At 68.6% G+C, this 15446-nt stretch carries 12 protein-coding genes; 6 read left to right on the top strand and 6 right to left on the bottom strand.

The window, feature by feature from the left end; all coding sequences use genetic code 11:
* Nucleotides 1-122 precede the first annotated feature (122 nt).
* Complete coding sequence (locus BJY22_RS03065) at nucleotides 123-2201, bottom strand: bifunctional glycosyltransferase/CDP-glycerol:glycerophosphate glycerophosphotransferase (protein WP_167203648.1); 2079 nt, start codon at nucleotides 2199-2201, stop codon at nucleotides 123-125.
* A 191-nt stretch (nucleotides 2202-2392) separates the two neighbouring features.
* On the opposite strand from BJY22_RS03065, the gene BJY22_RS03060 reads away from it, so the two are divergent.
* Nucleotides 2393-3166, top strand: coding sequence for a Fic family protein (locus tag BJY22_RS03060; RefSeq protein ID WP_167203647.1), 774 nt, complete (start codon nucleotides 2393-2395; stop codon nucleotides 3164-3166).
* A gap of 281 nt (nucleotides 3167-3447) precedes the next feature.
* Here BJY22_RS03060 and BJY22_RS03055 read toward each other — a convergent pair whose 3' ends face one another.
* On the bottom strand, nucleotides 3448-4245 hold the full coding sequence (locus BJY22_RS03055; protein ID WP_167203646.1) for an HAD family hydrolase: 798 nt from the start codon (nucleotides 4243-4245) through the stop codon (nucleotides 3448-3450).
* 428 nt (nucleotides 4246-4673) lie between these two features.
* Here BJY22_RS03055 and BJY22_RS03050 point away from each other — a divergent pair, with 428 nt between their 5' ends.
* Together BJY22_RS03050 and BJY22_RS03045 are read left to right on the top strand one after the other, a co-directional pair.
* Complete coding sequence (locus tag BJY22_RS03050; protein WP_167203645.1) at nucleotides 4674-6350, top strand: chitinase; 1677 nt, start codon at nucleotides 4674-4676, stop codon at nucleotides 6348-6350.
* Nucleotides 6351-6352: 2 nt separating this feature from the next.
* Nucleotides 6353-7261, top strand: coding sequence for a helix-turn-helix domain-containing protein (locus BJY22_RS03045; RefSeq protein ID WP_167203644.1), 909 nt, complete (start codon nucleotides 6353-6355; stop codon nucleotides 7259-7261).
* Here BJY22_RS03045 and BJY22_RS03040 read toward each other — a convergent pair.
* Both BJY22_RS03040 and BJY22_RS03035 read right to left on the bottom strand, forming a co-directional pair.
* Complete coding sequence (locus BJY22_RS03040; RefSeq protein WP_167203643.1) at nucleotides 7258-7707, bottom strand: YbaK/EbsC family protein; 450 nt, start codon at nucleotides 7705-7707, stop codon at nucleotides 7258-7260. The two genes, BJY22_RS03045 and BJY22_RS03040, sit on opposite strands and share 4 nt — an antisense overlap.
* A gap of 4 nt (nucleotides 7708-7711) precedes the next feature.
* Nucleotides 7712-8920 (bottom strand): MFS transporter, encoded by a 1209-nt coding sequence (locus tag BJY22_RS03035; RefSeq protein ID WP_167203642.1) that lies wholly within the window; start codon nucleotides 8918-8920, stop codon nucleotides 7712-7714.
* A gap of 71 nt (nucleotides 8921-8991) precedes the next feature.
* Between BJY22_RS03035 and BJY22_RS03030 the strand changes: the two genes are divergently transcribed.
* Nucleotides 8992-9879: a LysR family transcriptional regulator gene (locus BJY22_RS03030; RefSeq protein WP_167203641.1), complete on the top strand. Its 888-nt coding sequence runs from the start codon at nucleotides 8992-8994 to the stop codon at nucleotides 9877-9879.
* A gap of 89 nt (nucleotides 9880-9968) precedes the next feature.
* Nucleotides 9969-10751 carry an SGNH/GDSL hydrolase family protein gene (locus BJY22_RS03025; RefSeq protein WP_337758094.1) on the top strand — a complete coding sequence of 261 codons (783 nt, stop codon included), beginning with the start codon at nucleotides 9969-9971 and terminating at the stop codon, nucleotides 10749-10751.
* An 83-nt stretch (nucleotides 10752-10834) separates the two neighbouring features.
* On the opposite strand, the gene BJY22_RS03020 is transcribed toward BJY22_RS03025, so the two are convergent.
* Complete coding sequence (locus BJY22_RS03020; RefSeq protein WP_167203640.1) at nucleotides 10835-12376, bottom strand: cellulose binding domain-containing protein; 1542 nt, start codon at nucleotides 12374-12376, stop codon at nucleotides 10835-10837.
* A gap of 28 nt (nucleotides 12377-12404) precedes the next feature.
* Entirely contained in the window at nucleotides 12405-14144 is a 1740-nt protein-coding gene (locus tag BJY22_RS03015) for a glycosyl hydrolase family 18 protein (RefSeq protein ID WP_167203639.1), read from the bottom strand.
* A 237-nt stretch (nucleotides 14145-14381) separates the two neighbouring features.
* Between BJY22_RS03015 and ssd the strand changes: the two genes are divergently transcribed.
* Nucleotides 14382-15437 carry a septum site-determining protein Ssd gene (gene ssd, locus BJY22_RS03010; RefSeq protein ID WP_238350280.1) on the top strand — a complete coding sequence of 352 codons (1056 nt, stop codon included), beginning with the start codon at nucleotides 14382-14384 and terminating at the stop codon, nucleotides 15435-15437.
* The last annotated feature ends 9 nt before the right edge of the window (nucleotides 15438-15446 follow it).

The following is a 15446-nucleotide window of genomic DNA, read 5'->3' as shown; positions in this document are numbered from 1 at the left end:
GGACATGACATGGTCCTTCGGGAGACGCGACTGGAACAGGCTGAGGTGTTCAGACAGTGCGTCGTCGTCGCAGGCTGAAGCGCACGCGCACGGCGTGGGACGGCTTCAGGCTGATCGACATGTCAGTCATTATGCACGAAGTACGCCGACGGCGCCGGAGAGCGGTCGGCCAACGGCGTGATCGCCGGTACGTCGGTCTCGCCCAGGAACACCCGCCGCACGACGCGTTCGGCCGCCCGCCCGTCGTCGAACTCGCAGAACTTCTCCCGGAACAGCTGCCGGTGCTTGGCCGCCTCGGGGGCGGCGAACGTGCCGTTCCGGAGCGCGCCGCACAGCTCCTCGGCTGACCTTGCCACCACCCCGGGCGGGAACTCGGTGATGTCGAAGTAGGTGTCCGGCCGATCGTGGCCGACCTGCAGCAGGATCGGCCGGTCGAGGTTCGCGTAGTCGAAGGTGATCGACGAGTAGTCCGAGATCAGTACGTCGGCCGCCAGCATCAGGTCTTCGACCCGCGCCTGCTCAGAGGTACCGATCACGCGGGCGTGCTCGCCGGCCGCGCACGCCAACTGGTCCGGGTCGACGCCGTCGCCGGATGTCGTCGCGTACAGGATCACCAAATGCGAGTCGTCGTACCCGAACCCGGCGCGGATCGTCCGGACGTCCTCGAGGGTCGCGGTCAGCAGCCGGTCGTTGCGGGGGTAGCCGTACTCGAGCTCCTCGAAGTACGCCGGGTACGTGCGCTCCCAGATCTCCGAGGAGTACCGGTTCGAGGACAGGTTGAAGTCCCAGCGGTCGACGCCGCGCAGGAACTCTTCCCTGCCCTCGTCCGGCAGGTTGACCGTCGTCAACGGGGTCCCGTGCTGGGTCTGCAGGTGGATCTGCCCCTCGCGCTTCTCCACCTCCTTCGGCCAGTTCGTGTTGCTGACGACGTACGTCGCCTTGCCGAGCAGCTTCTCGTACGCCGGGGAGTCCGCGACGACGTACTCGACGCCCTCCGGGATCGCGCTCACGTGATCGTTGTCGACGACCCAGACGCCGCGCAGGTGCGGAGCGAGCTCGGCCGCCTTCTCGTAGATCGCCCGCGGGTTGCAGGCGTACCGCTTGAACCAGTTGGCGGCGTACGCGACCAGGTTCGGGTCGAGCTTGCCGCGGCGCAGCAGCTTGCCGACCGTCTTGCGCGGGCTCGGCACCTGCAGCACCCGCGAACTGAGCTTGAGGGTCGAGTAGGTCGCGTAGTCGTCGTGGATGAGCAGCCAGCGTTTGAACCCGCGGGCCGTCCGGTCGGTGCTGTAGCCCTCCGGCTTCCAGCGCTTGGCGAAGGCGTGCGCGGCGTGGAAGAACTCGGCCCGGTCGTCCGGGTCGATCCGCTCGGGCTTCGCGAGGACGGCGAGGATGTGATCGAGCGACCTGTCGAACGCGAACCGGTGCCAGCCGGTCAGCTCCGGGTCGGACTGGATGAAGGCATGCACGCGGTCGTACTGGTCGAAGATGTCCCACTGGCGGCGGCCGCTGGTGGCGTGGATGTTGCCGCCGGTCCGGTGCTGCCGGTAGAGCACCACGACCCGGTCGAGGGTGGCGATCCGCTCCGCGGTCAGCATCGTCGAGTAGGTCCACGGCGCGTCCTCGTAGAACCCGCTCGTGAACGCGAATCCGTGCCGCGTGAGGAAGGCCCTCCGGTACGCCTTGTTCCAGACCACCTCGAGGAACGTCAGGAAGATCGGCCGCTCGGCCGCCGTGAACACGCCGGCGCCCTCGCGCGCGAACGCGTCATGCCGCTGGCTGCCGAGCACACGGCCGTCCCAGAAGATCCGCTCGTAGTCGAACATCACGATGTCGGGCCGGCCCCGGTGCGTGGTCGCGGTGTCGATCCGGGCTGCGATCGCCTCCAGCGAGCCCGGCGAGTAGGTGTCGTCGGCGTCGAGGAACAGCACGTACTCCCCGCGGCACTCCTTGAGCCCGGCGTTGCGGGCCGGACCGAGGCCGACGTTCTCCTCCAGGTGCAGCACCCGCACCCGCGGGTCGGCGGCGGCGTACTCGTCCAGGATCCGGCCGGAGCCGTCGCGGTCCGCGTCGTCCACGCCGATCACCTCGAAGTCGGTGAACGACTGCCCCAGCACCGAGTCCAGGCACGGCCGCAGCCAGGCCCGCGAGGCATGGCAGGGGACCACGATGCTGAACCTGGGGACGGTGCCTAGCGCCATGCCTAGTCATCCTAGGCCGTGGCTGGTGGTCCCACGCCGTCGCGAGCAGGTGCTCGGCGCGGTAGCTCGGCGTGCTGGAGCGAAGGGCACGATGCGGATCCATCATGTCCTTTGCTCCAGTGCGGCGAGATGCCGTGCCGAGTGCCGCGCAGTAGGCGTGGGACCACCAGCCACGGCCTTAGGCTGCGGGCATGAGTGTTGATGTGTTCGAGCCGCTGGCCGGGCTGGAAGGGGTCGGGTCGGCTGCGCGGGCGGCCCGCGACGCGGTCGACGTACTGCTGCGGGACCGTGGTCTGCGCCGGGTCGGCTCGGACATGACCGCCGAGGCGCTGCTGCGCGGTGCGCACGCGTCCGCCGCGCTGGCCGGCAGCACGGCGACCCCCGACGAGGTACGACGGGGCGCAGCCGACGGACTGGCCTCCGGTGCGGTGCGGATGACCGGCGAACTGATGACGCTCGCGCCGCAGGTGGACAAGGCTCCCGTGCAGGTCTGGACCAGACTGCACCAGTTGGCCGCCGCGGACCTGGTCCCGGCGGCGGAGCTCGGCCACGTGCGGACCGCCGCCGAGCCGATCCCCGACGACATCCCCGGCCTGCCGCCGGCACCGCCCGCCGACGAGATGTGGGAGCGGTTGAGCGCTCTCGCGCAGAACCTGACCCGCCCGACGAAGGCACCCGGTCTGGTCGTCGCGGCGATCGTGCACGCCGAGCTCGCCGTCCTCCGGCCGTTCCCGATCGCCAACGGACTCGTCGCCCGGGCCGCCGAGCGCTGCCTGCTGGTTGCCAGGGGCATCGATCCGGTCGCGGTGACGGTTCCCGAGGGTGGTCACTATGTGTTGCGGGCGACCTATGCGCCGGGGCTCACCGACTACACAGCGCGAGGACTGACCGGAGTTCGTGACTGGTTGCTGCGATCCTGCGAGGTCGTGACAAAAGGTGCCGAGCTGTCTCCGCTCGCCCCCTGACCTGCTGGCCCGACATGCGAACGGCGCTCTCACGGGGAGAGCGCCGTCGCTGGCACGTCACCCTGGTTACCATGCGTGCACCGGTCTGCCGCCACAGGACGAAGCCTGGGTCGCGCTGCCCGTTTGGGATGGGCTGGTCGCCGCGTGGGTGCCTGGGTTCCGTGCAATCTCTACTGGACCCGAAGGCCCTTTGTTGATTCCTTTGTACTCCTGAAACCCCTTTCTGTGAAGGGGATGCGGCGTCTTCATGGAGTTGAGAAGAATAAAGCAAGCTTCAGCTTTCAGCTCGCCCGGAAGCGCCGGCGGGAGGCCAGCAGGAGCGCCCCGGCGGCCGCGGCCGCGACCACACCCGCGGCGACGGCGGGTCGCCGTACGCGATGGAAACGGAGCCGCTGGGCGGGTTCGGCGAACACCAGCACCGGCCACCCGCGCTCGGTCGCGACCCGGCGCAACGCCTTGTCCGGATTGACCGCGTAGGGGTGCCCGACCGCCGCCAGCAGCGGCTCGTCGGTGATCGAGTCCGAGTAGCCGTAGCAGGTCGTGAGGTCGTAACCCTCCGCCTCGGCCAGGGCCCGGATCGCGGTCGCCTTGTGCGGCCCGTAGGCGTAGTCGGCGATCTCGCCGGTGTACTTGCCGTCAGCAACGACCATCCGGGTCGCGATCACCCGGTCGGCGCCGAGCATCTCGCCGATCGGCTCCACCACCTCGGCGCCGGACGACGACACGATCACCACGTCCCGGCCGGCCGCGTGGTGCTGCTCGATCAGCTCCACCGCCTCGGTGTGGATCATCGGCCGGACGATGTGCTCGAGGGTGTCGGCGACGATCGCCTGCACCGTCGAGACGTCCCAGCCGGCGCACATCGCGGAGATGTACTCGCGCATCCGCTCCATCTGGTCGTGGTCGGCGCCGCCGAGCAGGTAGACGAACTGGGCGTACGCGCTGCGCAGCACGGTCCGGCGGTTGATCAGCCCGCCGGCGTAGAACGGCCGGGAGAACGCCAGCGTGCTCGAGCGAGCCAGAATGGTCTTGTCCAGATCGAAGAAAGCCGCTGATCGACCCGTCCCGGAGTGCTCCATGCAGTCGAGGATAGGCATCTCGGAGAAACGCCGGTGGACCCGGGCTTTTGCGTGGGCCGGTCTCCCGTTAGACTGGTGATCAGTGTGACAGTGACACTGGCTGGCTGCGCTCGATTGGTGGGTCCGATCGGGCGGGACCGGCACCCGGGTGGCACACGTCGGTTGAAATTGAACTGAGATGTGTGAGACCCGAATTCGGGGGGTACATACCCCCTGACAGTGGCAGACTGTCGCCTCCTGAACGGCCCCCGGCTCCTCCCCCCGAGCCCGTGGCCGAAGACGGCCCCCGGTCACCCCCCCGCCGGGGGCCGTCGCCTTTCTCCCGCCGGCCAAGTAACCGTAAAGATTCTCGCTTTTCTGCGCGTGGGAGCGTTCTCACTTTATGCAGGGTCTTGACAATGTAATCGCCCGGTCACAGGTTGTAAGGCATGAAACCGCCTGCACACCGCCCCCAGGCAGCGGTCGTCATCAGCCTGCTCGCCGTAGTCATGGCCTTCCTGGTCCCCGGTTCCGCCTCCGCGGCCACCAACCTCGTCACGAATGCCGGCTTCGAGTCCGGCACGCTCTCCGGCTGGTCCTGCCCGGCCGGCGGGGTCACGACATCCGCTCCGCATTCCGGCGCGTACGCCCTCGAGGCGACGCCGAGCGGGAGCGACATCGCCCGCTGTTCCCAGTCGATAGCGGTCCAGCCCAATACGGCGTACGCGCTGTCGGCCTGGGTCAAGGGATCGAACGTCTACCTCGGAGTCGAGGGTGGTCCCAGTACGTGGACAACGAGTTCCGGGTGGAGTCAGCTGACTGTTCCGTTCACCACCGGCGCCTCGTCTTCGGTGACGATCTACGTCCACAGCTGGTACGCGCTCCCGGCGTACCAGGTCGACGATGTCGTCCTGGACGGTCCCGGCGGGACCCAGGACACCACGCCGCCGTCGACCCCGGGTGGTCTGACGGTCGGCAGTCCGACCTCGAGCTCGCTGAAGCTGAGCTGGTCCGCTGCGTCGGACGCGAACGGGATCGACCACTACGACGTCGTCCGGGGGACCGGTGCCGCACAGAGCGTCGGCAACGTCACCAGTTGGACAGCGACCGGTCTGTCCGCCGCCACGACGTACTCGTTCAAGGTTCGCGCGTGCGACCCGAGCGGCAACTGCTCGCCGTACGGCCCGGCGGTCTCGGGTACGACATCGGACGGTGACACCAACCCGCCTGTCGGCAGTCTGCCGGCCCACGTGCTCACTGGGTACTGGCAGAACTTCAACAACGGTGCGACGGTGCAGAGGATCTCCGACGTGCCGGCGGCGTACGACCTGATCGCGGTCGCCTTCGCGGACGCGGACCCGTCGAGGCCGGGTGGCATCACGTTCAACCTGGACAGTGCCGGGCTCGGTGGCTACACGGTCGCGCAGTTCAAGGCGGACATCGCGGCGAAGCAGGCGGCGGGGAAGAAGGTCATCCTGTCCGTCGGCGGCCAGAACGGCACCATCTCGGTCGGTGACGCGACGGCCGCGGCCAACTTCGCGTCGAGCGCGCTCTCGGTGCTGCGCGAGTACGGCTTCGACGGGATCGACATCGACCTGGAGAACGGGGTCAACGCGCAGTACATGGGTCAGGCGCTACGGAGCCTGCACAGCCAGTTCGGCAGCGGACTGGTGATCACCATGGCGCCGCAGACGATCGACATGCAGAGCACGTCGTTCGAGTACTTCAAGCTCGCGCTGGCGATCAAGGACATCCTGACCATCGTCAACGTGCAGTACTACAACTCCGGCTCGATGAACGGCTGCGACGGTCAGGTGTACTCGCAGGGCTCGGTCGACTTCATCACCGCCCAGGCCTGCATCTTGCTGCAGGGCGGGCTGCGCCCCGACCAGGTCGGTCTGGGTCTGCCGGCGTCGTCCCGGGCAGCGGGGAGCGGGTACGTCGCCCCGTCGGTCGTCATCGCCGCGCTGGACTGTCTCACCAAGGGCACCAGCTGTGGCAACTACAAGCCGAGCTCCCCGTGGCCGTCGCTGCGCGGTGCGATGACCTGGTCGACCAACTGGGACGCCTCGAACGGCAACCAGTTCGCGAACCAGGTCGGCGGCCACGTGCACTCGCTGCCCTGATCATGCACAGCTATCGACCCGCCCCGGTGCTGGAGGCGCTCGGTGTCTGCTCGGAGGACGAGCAGCTCTACCGGGCGCTTCTGGCCCGCCCGGAATCCACCGCGACCGATCTGGCCGTGCTCGTCTCCTGGCCCTCCAACCGTGTCGGCCGGCACCTCAAGTCGTTGTTGTCACTCGGCCTGGCGTCCCGTACGCCAGGCCGTCCGGCCCGCTACCTGCCCGCCGTGCCGGAGGCTGCGGTCGAGCTCCTGGCGCTGCGGAAACAGGCGGCGATCGTGGAGGCCCGGCTGGGCGCCGCGGTGCTGACGGCCGAGTTCCGGGCGCCGGACGCGTTCATCGTGATCCGAGGGCCGGAGGCGATCGCGCAGCGGTTCTACCAGGCGCAGCAGTGCGCGCAGGACGAAGTACTGGTGCTGGACCGGTTGCCGTACGCCGTGGAGCCTCGTCGGGCGCAGGGGGTGACCTATCGGACGATCTACGACATGGCGTCCTTGTCGGAGCCGGGTGACTTGGTGGCTGCCCGGTCGGCGGGGTGTTGCCGGATGTTGCGCGACGTACCGCTCAAGCTGGTCGTCGTCGACCGTCGGACTGCCCTCCTGCCGACGGCGCCGGACATTGTCGTGGAGCTGGGCCAATCGAGTCTTCTGGACGCTCTTCTGCGGCTTTTTGAGCTCTTGTGGCAGCAGGCCAGCCCGCTGACGCCCTCGGTCTCCGACGGCCCGCTGACGGCCGACGACCGGCAGTTGCTGTCTCTGGCTGCCGCTGGCCTGACGGACCAGGCGATCGCGCGGCGGTTGGGTGTGGCTCAGCGCACGGTCGAACGCCGGATGCAACGGATCCTGAAGGCCCTCGACGCAACCACCCGCTTCCAGGCCGGTCTCCGGGCCGGTCAGCAGGGGCTGCTTGTCTAGTCCGTGACGTCCGCGACCGTGGCGTTCAGCGCTTTGGCGAGTGCCTGGGCGTCGACCGTGATGCCCACCCCGTGGTCCCCGCCACCGATGGAGATGGTTCCGGTGATGCGTTCGTCGGCGATCACCGGCCAGCTGTGGGTGCTGCCGAGCGGCGTGATCGTCCCGCGCACGTACCCGGTGACGGCGAAGGCGGTGTCCTTGTCCGGCATCGAGATCCGGTTCACCCCGAGCAGGGTCCGCAGCTTCGGCCAGGCGATCTCACGGTCGCCTGGTACCAGCACGAACCGGTAGTCGTCGTCGGACAGCCTCACCACGATCGTCTTGATCAACCGCGCCGGCTCGATGCCCCGGGCGGCGGCGGCCTCCTCCAGGGAGTTCACCCGGCCGTGCCGGGTCACCTCGTAGGTGAGCCCCAGTTGATCGGCCGCGTCTGTCGCTTTGGTCACCCGGCTAGTTTTGCACCTTGCTGGGAACGTTCCTGAGCAGCAGGGCGAGTACCAGGGTGACCGCGAACAGCACGCCGGCCTCTCCGGCGACCCCGGTCCACTCCGCGCGACTCCACGCCGTACCCGCCAGCCCTCCGAACACCGAGGAGCCCAGGTAGAACGAGAAGAGGTACATGCTCGAGGCCTGGCCGGTCCCGACGCCGCTCGCATGCGCCCGCGCAGGCACCCAGCCACTGGCCACTCCATGGACCGCGAAGAAGCCCGCGGTCATTACAGCAAGGCCCAGCACGATCAGCGGCAACGGAGCGGCCAGTGTGATCGCCACACCGGCCAGTGTGATCAGGCAGCCGATGGGCACCACGGCCCGCCGGCCGTACCGGTCCGCCAGCGCTCCTGCGGTGGCCGATCCGGCCGAGCCGAGCAGATAGACACAGAACACCAGTCCCGCCGCACCGGCGCTCAGCTCGTACGGCGAACCGGACAGGCGGAACACTGCGCCGTTGTAGACCGCGACGAACGCACCTACCGCTGTCGCAGCGATCCCGTACAGCGCGAGTAGTGCTGGGTCCCGCAGTACGCGTCCGGAGAACAGGGCGCGAGGCTTTGGCTGGAAGTTCCGCGAGGCGGGCAGCAGCAGCCAGACCACAGCCGCGCACAGTACGCCGACGACCGCGATCCCGCCGGTCGCGAACCGCCACCCTCCGAGGTCCGACAGCCCGCCTGCGATGAGGCGGCCCGCCATACCGCCAACCGCCGTACCCGCAATGTAGAGGCCGCTGGCCTTCGCGTGGCTGTCGTGGTGCACCTCCTCGCGCAGGTACGCCATCGCGACCGCGGGGAGACCTGCCATCGCGATGCCCTGCAGACCTCGCAGTGCCAGCAGCGTGTGCCAGGTGGGGGCGAAGGCACTGAGCAGTGCGAAGCCAGACGTCGCTGCGACCGACCAGCGCATCAGGCTGGTACGGCCCAGGACTTCGGACGCCGGTCCGGCGACCAGCAACGCCAGACCGAGACCGAACGTGGCGAACGACACGCTGAACGCGCTCTGGCTGGGGGACACGTGGAACGCGTCGACCAGCTCAGGCAGCAACGGCTGCGTGCTGTAGAGGAGCGCGAACGTCGCCAGTCCGGCCGCGAAGAGCGCGATGGAGAGTTTGCGGTACTCCGGGTCGCCGGGCAGGTACCCGGTCTGGTGAGCGACGGACTGGTGCATGTCTTCGACCGTCGCACGGTTTGTGCGATACGTAAAATGTCGATCTCAGGAGAAATCGATACGCTTTCAGTATGCATGTCGAGGATCTGCGGTGGTTCGTCGTCCTCGCGGAGACCGAGCACCTCACTGAGGCGGCCGCCGCGCTGGGCACCAGCCAGCCGAACCTGACCCGGTCGCTGCAGCGCGTCGAGCGAGCGTTCGGGGTGCCGTTGTTCGAGCGGCAGCGTCGCGGCGTACGGCTGAATCCGTACGGACGGGTGGTGCTGGAGGCGGCGCGGGCCGGGACCGCGGCGGTGGACACCGCCCAGCGCCGTATCGACGCGCTGCTCGATCCGGAGTCCGGGACCGTCCGGCTCGCCTTCCTGCACTCGGTGGCGACGAGCCTGATGCCGGACCTGCTGAAGGCGTTCCGGGCGGTGGCGCCGAAGATCGCGTTCGCTCTGCGCCAGGAGCCGGCGCACGACATCGTCCAGGATCTCGAGAGCGGTGAGGCCGAGATCGCGATCGTCTCGCCGCGTCCGGACCCGGCGCGCTTCGGCTGGCACCTGTTGGAGCGGCAGCGGCTGTGCCTGCACGTGCCGCCTGGTCACGCACTCGCCTCCCGGCACCGGGTGGAGCTGGAGGCGGCCCGTGACGAGGCGTTCGTCGGGCTGCAGCCGGGGTTCGGGTTCCGGCGGGTGACCGACCACCTGTGCCAGGCGGCGGGGTTCAGCCCGCAGCTGGCGTTCGAGGCGACCGACCTCGCGACGATCGACAGCCTGGTCGGTGCGGGCCTCGGCGTGGCGATCCTGCCGGCTGGTGCGGTCCGGGGGAACGACAGCGGCGCGGTGTCCGTTCCGCTCGCCGGCGTACGGTCCCGGCGGGAGATCGGCATGTCGTGGCGGCTGAGTACGCCGTTGACGCCCGCGGCGGAGCGTTTCCGGACGTTCGTCCGATCGCGCCCGGTGACGACCAGCTGACTGTGCAAACCCCCGACTTTCGCAGTGTTCGTCCCAATTTGAAGGTGTCGACTTGCAGAGAGAGGGCTTTCCCCCGCACTCTTTCCTCCGTGAGGAAGCGTCTGGGTTCGTTCCGGCCGAGTCGCCGGCTGCTGTTCGCGGCCGGGACCGCGGCGGCTGCGTCGACGGTTGCGGCCACGGCTGCCGAGGCGGTGTCCGGCTCGCCCCAGGCGACTGGCGGCGCGGCCGCCAATCTGGTGTCGCTGGGGGCCTACGGCTCGGGCGTGCTCGGCTCCTGGGAGCGGCAGGCCCGCGCGATCTCGAACGAGGCGCAGATCCGCAGGACCCGGGAGACCGACGGTGTCTTCATGTTCGGCGACAGCATCGGCGTCCAGGACGGTCCGGCGCTGGCCAAGCAGCTGGCGCAGCTCGGCATCAGCATCGCCGTACACAACTGGGCCGGCCGGCCGGTCACGCCCGCGGTCGACGCGCTGGACACCTGGGCGCAGGAGTACGGCCTGCCGCACCGGATCCTGATGTCGGTCGGGTCCAACGACATCTTCACGCCGCCGGCGGTCGAGGCGCAGGTCGAGCGGACCATGCGCATCGTGGGCGAGGAGCGGATCGTCTACTGGGTCAACGTGCAGGCGGCCCGTACGGCGCACGGCCCGGACGTCAAGGTCGCGGACCAGCGCAACAGCGCCTGGATCAACCTGCAGCTCGCCGAGGCGCAGCGCCGCTACGACAACCTGCGGATCGTGCACTGGGCCGAGCACCTGGCCTCCAGCCCGAACCGGCTGGCCCGGCTGCTCCGCGACGGCCTGCACCCGTCGGTCCCCCTCGGGCAGAACGCCCGCAACGGCCTGATCATCCAGGCGATCAAGGCCGGCTGAGTGCGGCGGCTGACCGCCGCACCCAGCTGTACCTGTGTTCAGAACCCCGCTGTTCAGAACCCCGCTGTTCAGAACCCCGCCGTTCAGAACCCCGCGGTGATCCGCGTGAAGTCCCAGTCGCCCTGAGCGATGCCGCTGCAGTTGGACACCACGCCGCCGCCGGGGCAGCCGCGGTCGCGGTTGACCGACCAGAACGCCAGCCGGCTGAGCCCGTTGCTCTTCGCCCAGTTGGTGATGTTCTGCCAGGTCGCGGTGGTGGTCATCTCCTGCTGGTCGGACAGACCGTTCATCCCGGAGATGCCCTGGTGCGCGTACGCCTCCGCGGTGGACCAGCCGAAGGTGGCCTTCAGCTTGTTGTTCAGGCCCTGGGACGCGGCGACCGTGTCGTTGTAGATGTTCGAGCTGCCGAAGTCGAACGGCATCAGCGTGAAGACGTCGATGTTGGCGCCCAGCGCCTTCGACCGGTCGATGAGGCGGTTGCCCCAGAAGTTCGGGCCGGTCGTCGTGGTGCCGAAGGTCAGGATCGTCTGGATGCCGGGGTTGTTCTGCTTGACGATCTTCAGCGCGTTCAGGATCCGGTCCTGGACGACCTCGTTCTCGAACTCGTCGGAGTTCTCGATGTCGACGTCGATCGCCTTCAGGTTGTACGCGTTGATCACCTGCTGGTACGCGCCGGCGAGTGCTTCCGGCGTACTGCAGTTCGGGCCGAGCTTGTTACCGCTCCAGCCTCCGATCGACGGCACGATGTCGCCGCCGGCCGCGCGGATCTGGGCGATCGCGTTGGCGTCGGCGCTGCCCTGCAGCGGGCGGCTGCCGTCCCAGGCCGGGTTGCAGCCACCGGACGACAGGATGAAGGCCATGGTGAACCACTTGATGCCCGTCGCGTTCATCACGGTCGCGGGGTTCGGCGGGTCGCCCCAGCCCATGTAGAGGTACGGCGCAGCCTGCTTGGTGCCGGTGTTCCCGCCACCGGTACCTGTCTTGACGGAGATGCTGCCGCTCTTCGGGCCCTCACCGGCGCTGTTCGACGCGCTGACCTGGTAGCTGTACGACGTGTTCGCAGTCAGTCCGGAGTCCGTGTACGACGTACCCGTCGGGCTGCCGACCTTCGTGCCGTTCCGGTAGACGTTGTAGCTGGTCGCACCGGACGCGGCCGACCACGTGAGGCTCACGGACGACGCAGACGACGTACCGGAGAGGCCTGTGGGTGCAGCGGGGACTGTGCCGCCACCGCCACCTGAGCAGGAGCCGCCGTTCAAACGGCACGCGGCGAGGCCGGAGAAGTTGCCCGGCGTGCCGTTGAAGCCGAAGGTCGCGGTGGCGCCAGGCGCCAGCGGCCCCGCCCAGCTCGGCGGGGTGAAGGTGTGCGTCTGTCCGCTGCTGGTGTGGTTGGCGTCCCAGGTGGTGCTGACGGTGTAGCCGGACGGGAAGTCCAGCGCGACCGACCAGGTGCTGAGGGAGCTGGTGGTGCCGTTCGTGACCGTCACCTTCCCCTCGAAGCCACTGCCCCAGTCGGACACTTTGGTGAAGGTGGCAGTAACTCCTGCCGCGCTGGCTGCCTGTGCGGTCAGCAGCGTGATGACGACCGCGGTAACGGCCGCTATGGCCAGAGTGATGCGTTTCATGATGCTCCGATCAGTGGGCGGTACGTGATCAGACCCGGCCCCAGAGTGCGGGGACGTTCGGGGGCTCCCAGCCGGTCAGGGACGTGTGGCCCTGGATGCACTTGTAGGTGACGCCGTCGTAGGTCACGAGCGCACCTGTCGCGTACGCCGTGTTCGGCGCCCACGGGGTGGCCGTGCCCGGCGGAGTGGTCGGGGGAGTCGTGGGCGGTGTTGTGGGCGGTGTTGTGGGCGGTGTGGTCGGCGGCGTCGTGGGAGGCGTCGTCGGTGGTGTGGTCGGCGGCGTGGTGGGTGGGCCGCTGCAGCCGGCGGTGTCGGCGTTGACCGCGTCGACCACGTTGTTGAAGAGGGTGACGTTCGGGTCCAGCGCCTCGAGCGAGTACATCATCGCGCCGGCCAGCCCGTTGCAGTGCTGGTAGTCGGCCTTCGCCTTGATCGACTGGGCGTTGTCACCGGACCAGAACGTGCCGTTGCTGTAGAACCACGACGACTTCGTGGTGTCGTCGAAGAACGTCGCCGACGGGTTGTCGACGAAGCCGGTGAGCTCCTTGTAGAACGACACTCCCGGCACGTTGCCACTCAGCGCATGTCCGTCAGCCGGGCCGGTCGCCGGCTGGTACTTCCCATTATCGGTGGCCGGTACGCCCTTCCATCCCCTGTAGTAGAAGGGGTATCCGATGGTCAGCTTGTTCGCCGGGAACCCGCCGGGGATGCCGTACGCCGGGTCGCCCACGGTCCACGCCTTCACCGCGGAGTCGACCGAGTACTTGGCCTGACCCGGTGGGATCGGGTCGCTCGGATCGTTCGGTGCTGTGTAGAGCGGGTCCTGGAAGTTCGTCGGCCCGGTGGCCTCCCAGCCGCCGTGCATGTCGTACGTCATCACGTTGTTGTAGTCGAGGTACTGCCCGATCTTGTCGGTCTCGATCGTGGCGATCTTGTCCTGGCCGGCCGGGGTGGCCGCGGTCAGGTAGTACCTCTTGCCGGTCTGGCCGCCGTAGGCGTCCAGCTGTGCGCGGAGCTCGGCCAGCAGCAGTGTGAAGTTCTGCTTGTCGGCGGGGCTGTAGTGGTTGCCGACATGACCGTTCGGCGAGCCCGGGTACTCCCAGTCGATGTCGATACCGTCGAAGATGCCGGCCGCCGAACCGGGACCGCCGAAGCCGTCGATCACCGGCAGGTCGCCCTTGAGGAACATGTTCACGCAGGAGCTGACGAAGGCCTTGCGCTTGGCATCGGTGGCCGCGGCGTCGGAGAAGTACTTCGAGTACGTCCAGCCGCCGATCGAGATCAGGATCTTCAGGTTCGGGTACTTCGCCTTGAGCTTCTTGAGCTGGTTGAAGTTGCCCTGGATCGGCTGGTTCCAGACGTCGCCGACGCCGTCGACGCTGATGTCGGCGCCGTACGACTTGCCGTAGTCGGCGAACGCGTCACCGGCGCCGTCGCCGGCGTTCGGGTTGTTCTCGTCCTGCGACGCGGCCTTGTTGGCCATGAAGCAGGTGTGGTCGGTCGGGTGGATGTTGGCGAAGGCGTAGTTCAGGAAGTCCAGCTTCGCGCCGGCGCCGGTGGTGACCAGGTTCTTCGGGTAGAAGGCGTTGGCGTAGATCCCCCATTGGGTGAAGTACGCCGTCTTGACGCCGCCGCTGGTCGCCTGTGGCGCCGCGGTGGCAGTGTCGGCCGCGGTGGCGTCCGGGCTCGCGAGCGAGACGCCGGCGGCGGTGATCAGGGCAGTGACCGCGACGGTGGCCGTGGCGGCGAGCATGCGCAATCGACTCATCAGGTTTCCTCCGGAGCGATGGGGCGGAAGCGGTCCGGTGAAATTTAGTTAAAGACGCTTCGAAAGGAACGGTAACTGTTCCCGGCGGCTGGGTCGCGGGCTCGTCGTGGCGGGTTCCCGCTGCTGACGGAAACCCGACAGCCCTTTGTCCACAGGGATCTTCCGGTGTGTCCGGGAACGACCGAACAACGGCATGTTCTAGGTATGGACACGAACTCACCGACCCCATCAGTGCTCATGGCAACTACCAACGAGGGCTTGCTCGACGATCTGCTGCGGCTGGCCGCCGCCGCGTCCGTCACGCCGCACGTCGAGCCCGACCTGCACGGCCTGCGGCGCAACTGGCATGCGTGTTCGCTGGTGGTCGTCGGCCGTGACCTGGCCGAGCCGTTGGCGCGCGCCCAGCCCGCGCATCGTCCCGGAGTCGTGGTGGTCGGATCGGCCGTGGACGGCGACGACCTCTATCGCTGTGCTTTCGACATCGGCGCTGACGTTGTCTGCCGCTTGCCCGACGAGGAGCCGCTGCTCGCCGGCAAACTGGCGGACGCGCTGGACGGCGCCGATCGTGCCGCGGTGACGCTGGCCTTCGTCGGCGGCTGCGGGGGAGCGGGATCGACCACGCTCGCCGCCGCGGTCGCCGTGCTCGGCAATCGCCGAGGGTTCCGGACGATGCTCATCGACGGTGACCCACTCGGTGGCGGGATCGAGCTTGCCCTCGGCATCGAACGCGATCCGGGCGACCGCTGGCCGAAGCTCCTGAACGCGTCGGGCCGCGTCAGTGCCGCCGCGCTCCGCTCCGCCTTGCCATCGGTCGACGGCCTGGCGGTCCTGTCCTGGGACCAGTCCGACGTCACGGTCCTGCCGCCGGACACCATGAGCTCGGTCATCGGTGCGGCGCAACGCAGCGCCGACCTGGTCGTCCTGGACCTACCCCGCCGCGCCGATCCCACGGTTGAAGAAGGCTTCATCCGTTCGACCGCGACGCTCCTGGTCGTCCCCTGCGACGTCCGCTCGGTTGCTGCCGCCAAACGCCTCTCCGGCCCACTCAGGTCCGTCGCCGGCGACGTGCGCCTGGTAGCCCGCGAATCCCGCCCCGGCCTCGCACCCACCGATGTCGCGTCCCATCTCTCCTTGCCCCTAGCAACAAAACTCGGTCTGGACCCCAAACTCCCGACAGCCATGGACGAAGGCCGCTTCGCTCCCACCCGCCGAAGCCCTCTGACCCGAGCCGCCACCAACATCCTCAACCTCTTCGACCGTGACCATCCCGACGCCGCCCCGTCACCCTTCTGAACCGCTGCG

This window comes from Kribbella shirazensis, from assembly GCF_011761605.1.
Classification (GTDB): Bacteria; Actinomycetota; Actinomycetes; order Propionibacteriales; family Kribbellaceae; genus Kribbella; species Kribbella shirazensis.
This window is presented reverse-complemented; position numbering and strand designations above follow the sequence as displayed.

Bases quoted from the DNA above. Each gene is read 5' to 3' on its own strand.
- BJY22_RS03020 (WP_167203640.1), bottom strand. From the start codon at position 12,376: ATGAAACGCATCACTCTGGCCATAGCGGCCGTTACCGCGGTCGTCATC.
- BJY22_RS03015 (WP_167203639.1), bottom strand. From the start codon at position 14,144: ATGAGTCGATTGCGCATGCTCGCCGCCACGGCCACCGTCGCGGTCACT.
- BJY22_RS03055 (WP_167203646.1), bottom strand. From the start codon at position 4,245: ATGGAGCACTCCGGGACGGGTCGATCAGCGGCTTTCTTCGATCTGGAC.
- ssd (WP_238350280.1), top strand. From the start codon at position 14,382: ATGGCAACTACCAACGAGGGCTTGCTCGACGATCTGCTGCGGCTGGCC.
- BJY22_RS03065 (WP_167203648.1), bottom strand. From the start codon at position 2,201: ATGGCGCTAGGCACCGTCCCCAGGTTCAGCATCGTGGTCCCCTGCCAT.
- BJY22_RS03050 (WP_167203645.1), top strand. From the start codon at position 4,674: ATGAAACCGCCTGCACACCGCCCCCAGGCAGCGGTCGTCATCAGCCTG.
- BJY22_RS03060 (WP_167203647.1), top strand. From the start codon at position 2,393: ATGAGTGTTGATGTGTTCGAGCCGCTGGCCGGGCTGGAAGGGGTCGGG.
- BJY22_RS03035 (WP_167203642.1), bottom strand. From the start codon at position 8,920: ATGCACCAGTCCGTCGCTCACCAGACCGGGTACCTGCCCGGCGACCCG.
- BJY22_RS03030 (WP_167203641.1), top strand. From the start codon at position 8,992: ATGCATGTCGAGGATCTGCGGTGGTTCGTCGTCCTCGCGGAGACCGAG.
- BJY22_RS03045 (WP_167203644.1), top strand. From the start codon at position 6,353: ATGCACAGCTATCGACCCGCCCCGGTGCTGGAGGCGCTCGGTGTCTGC.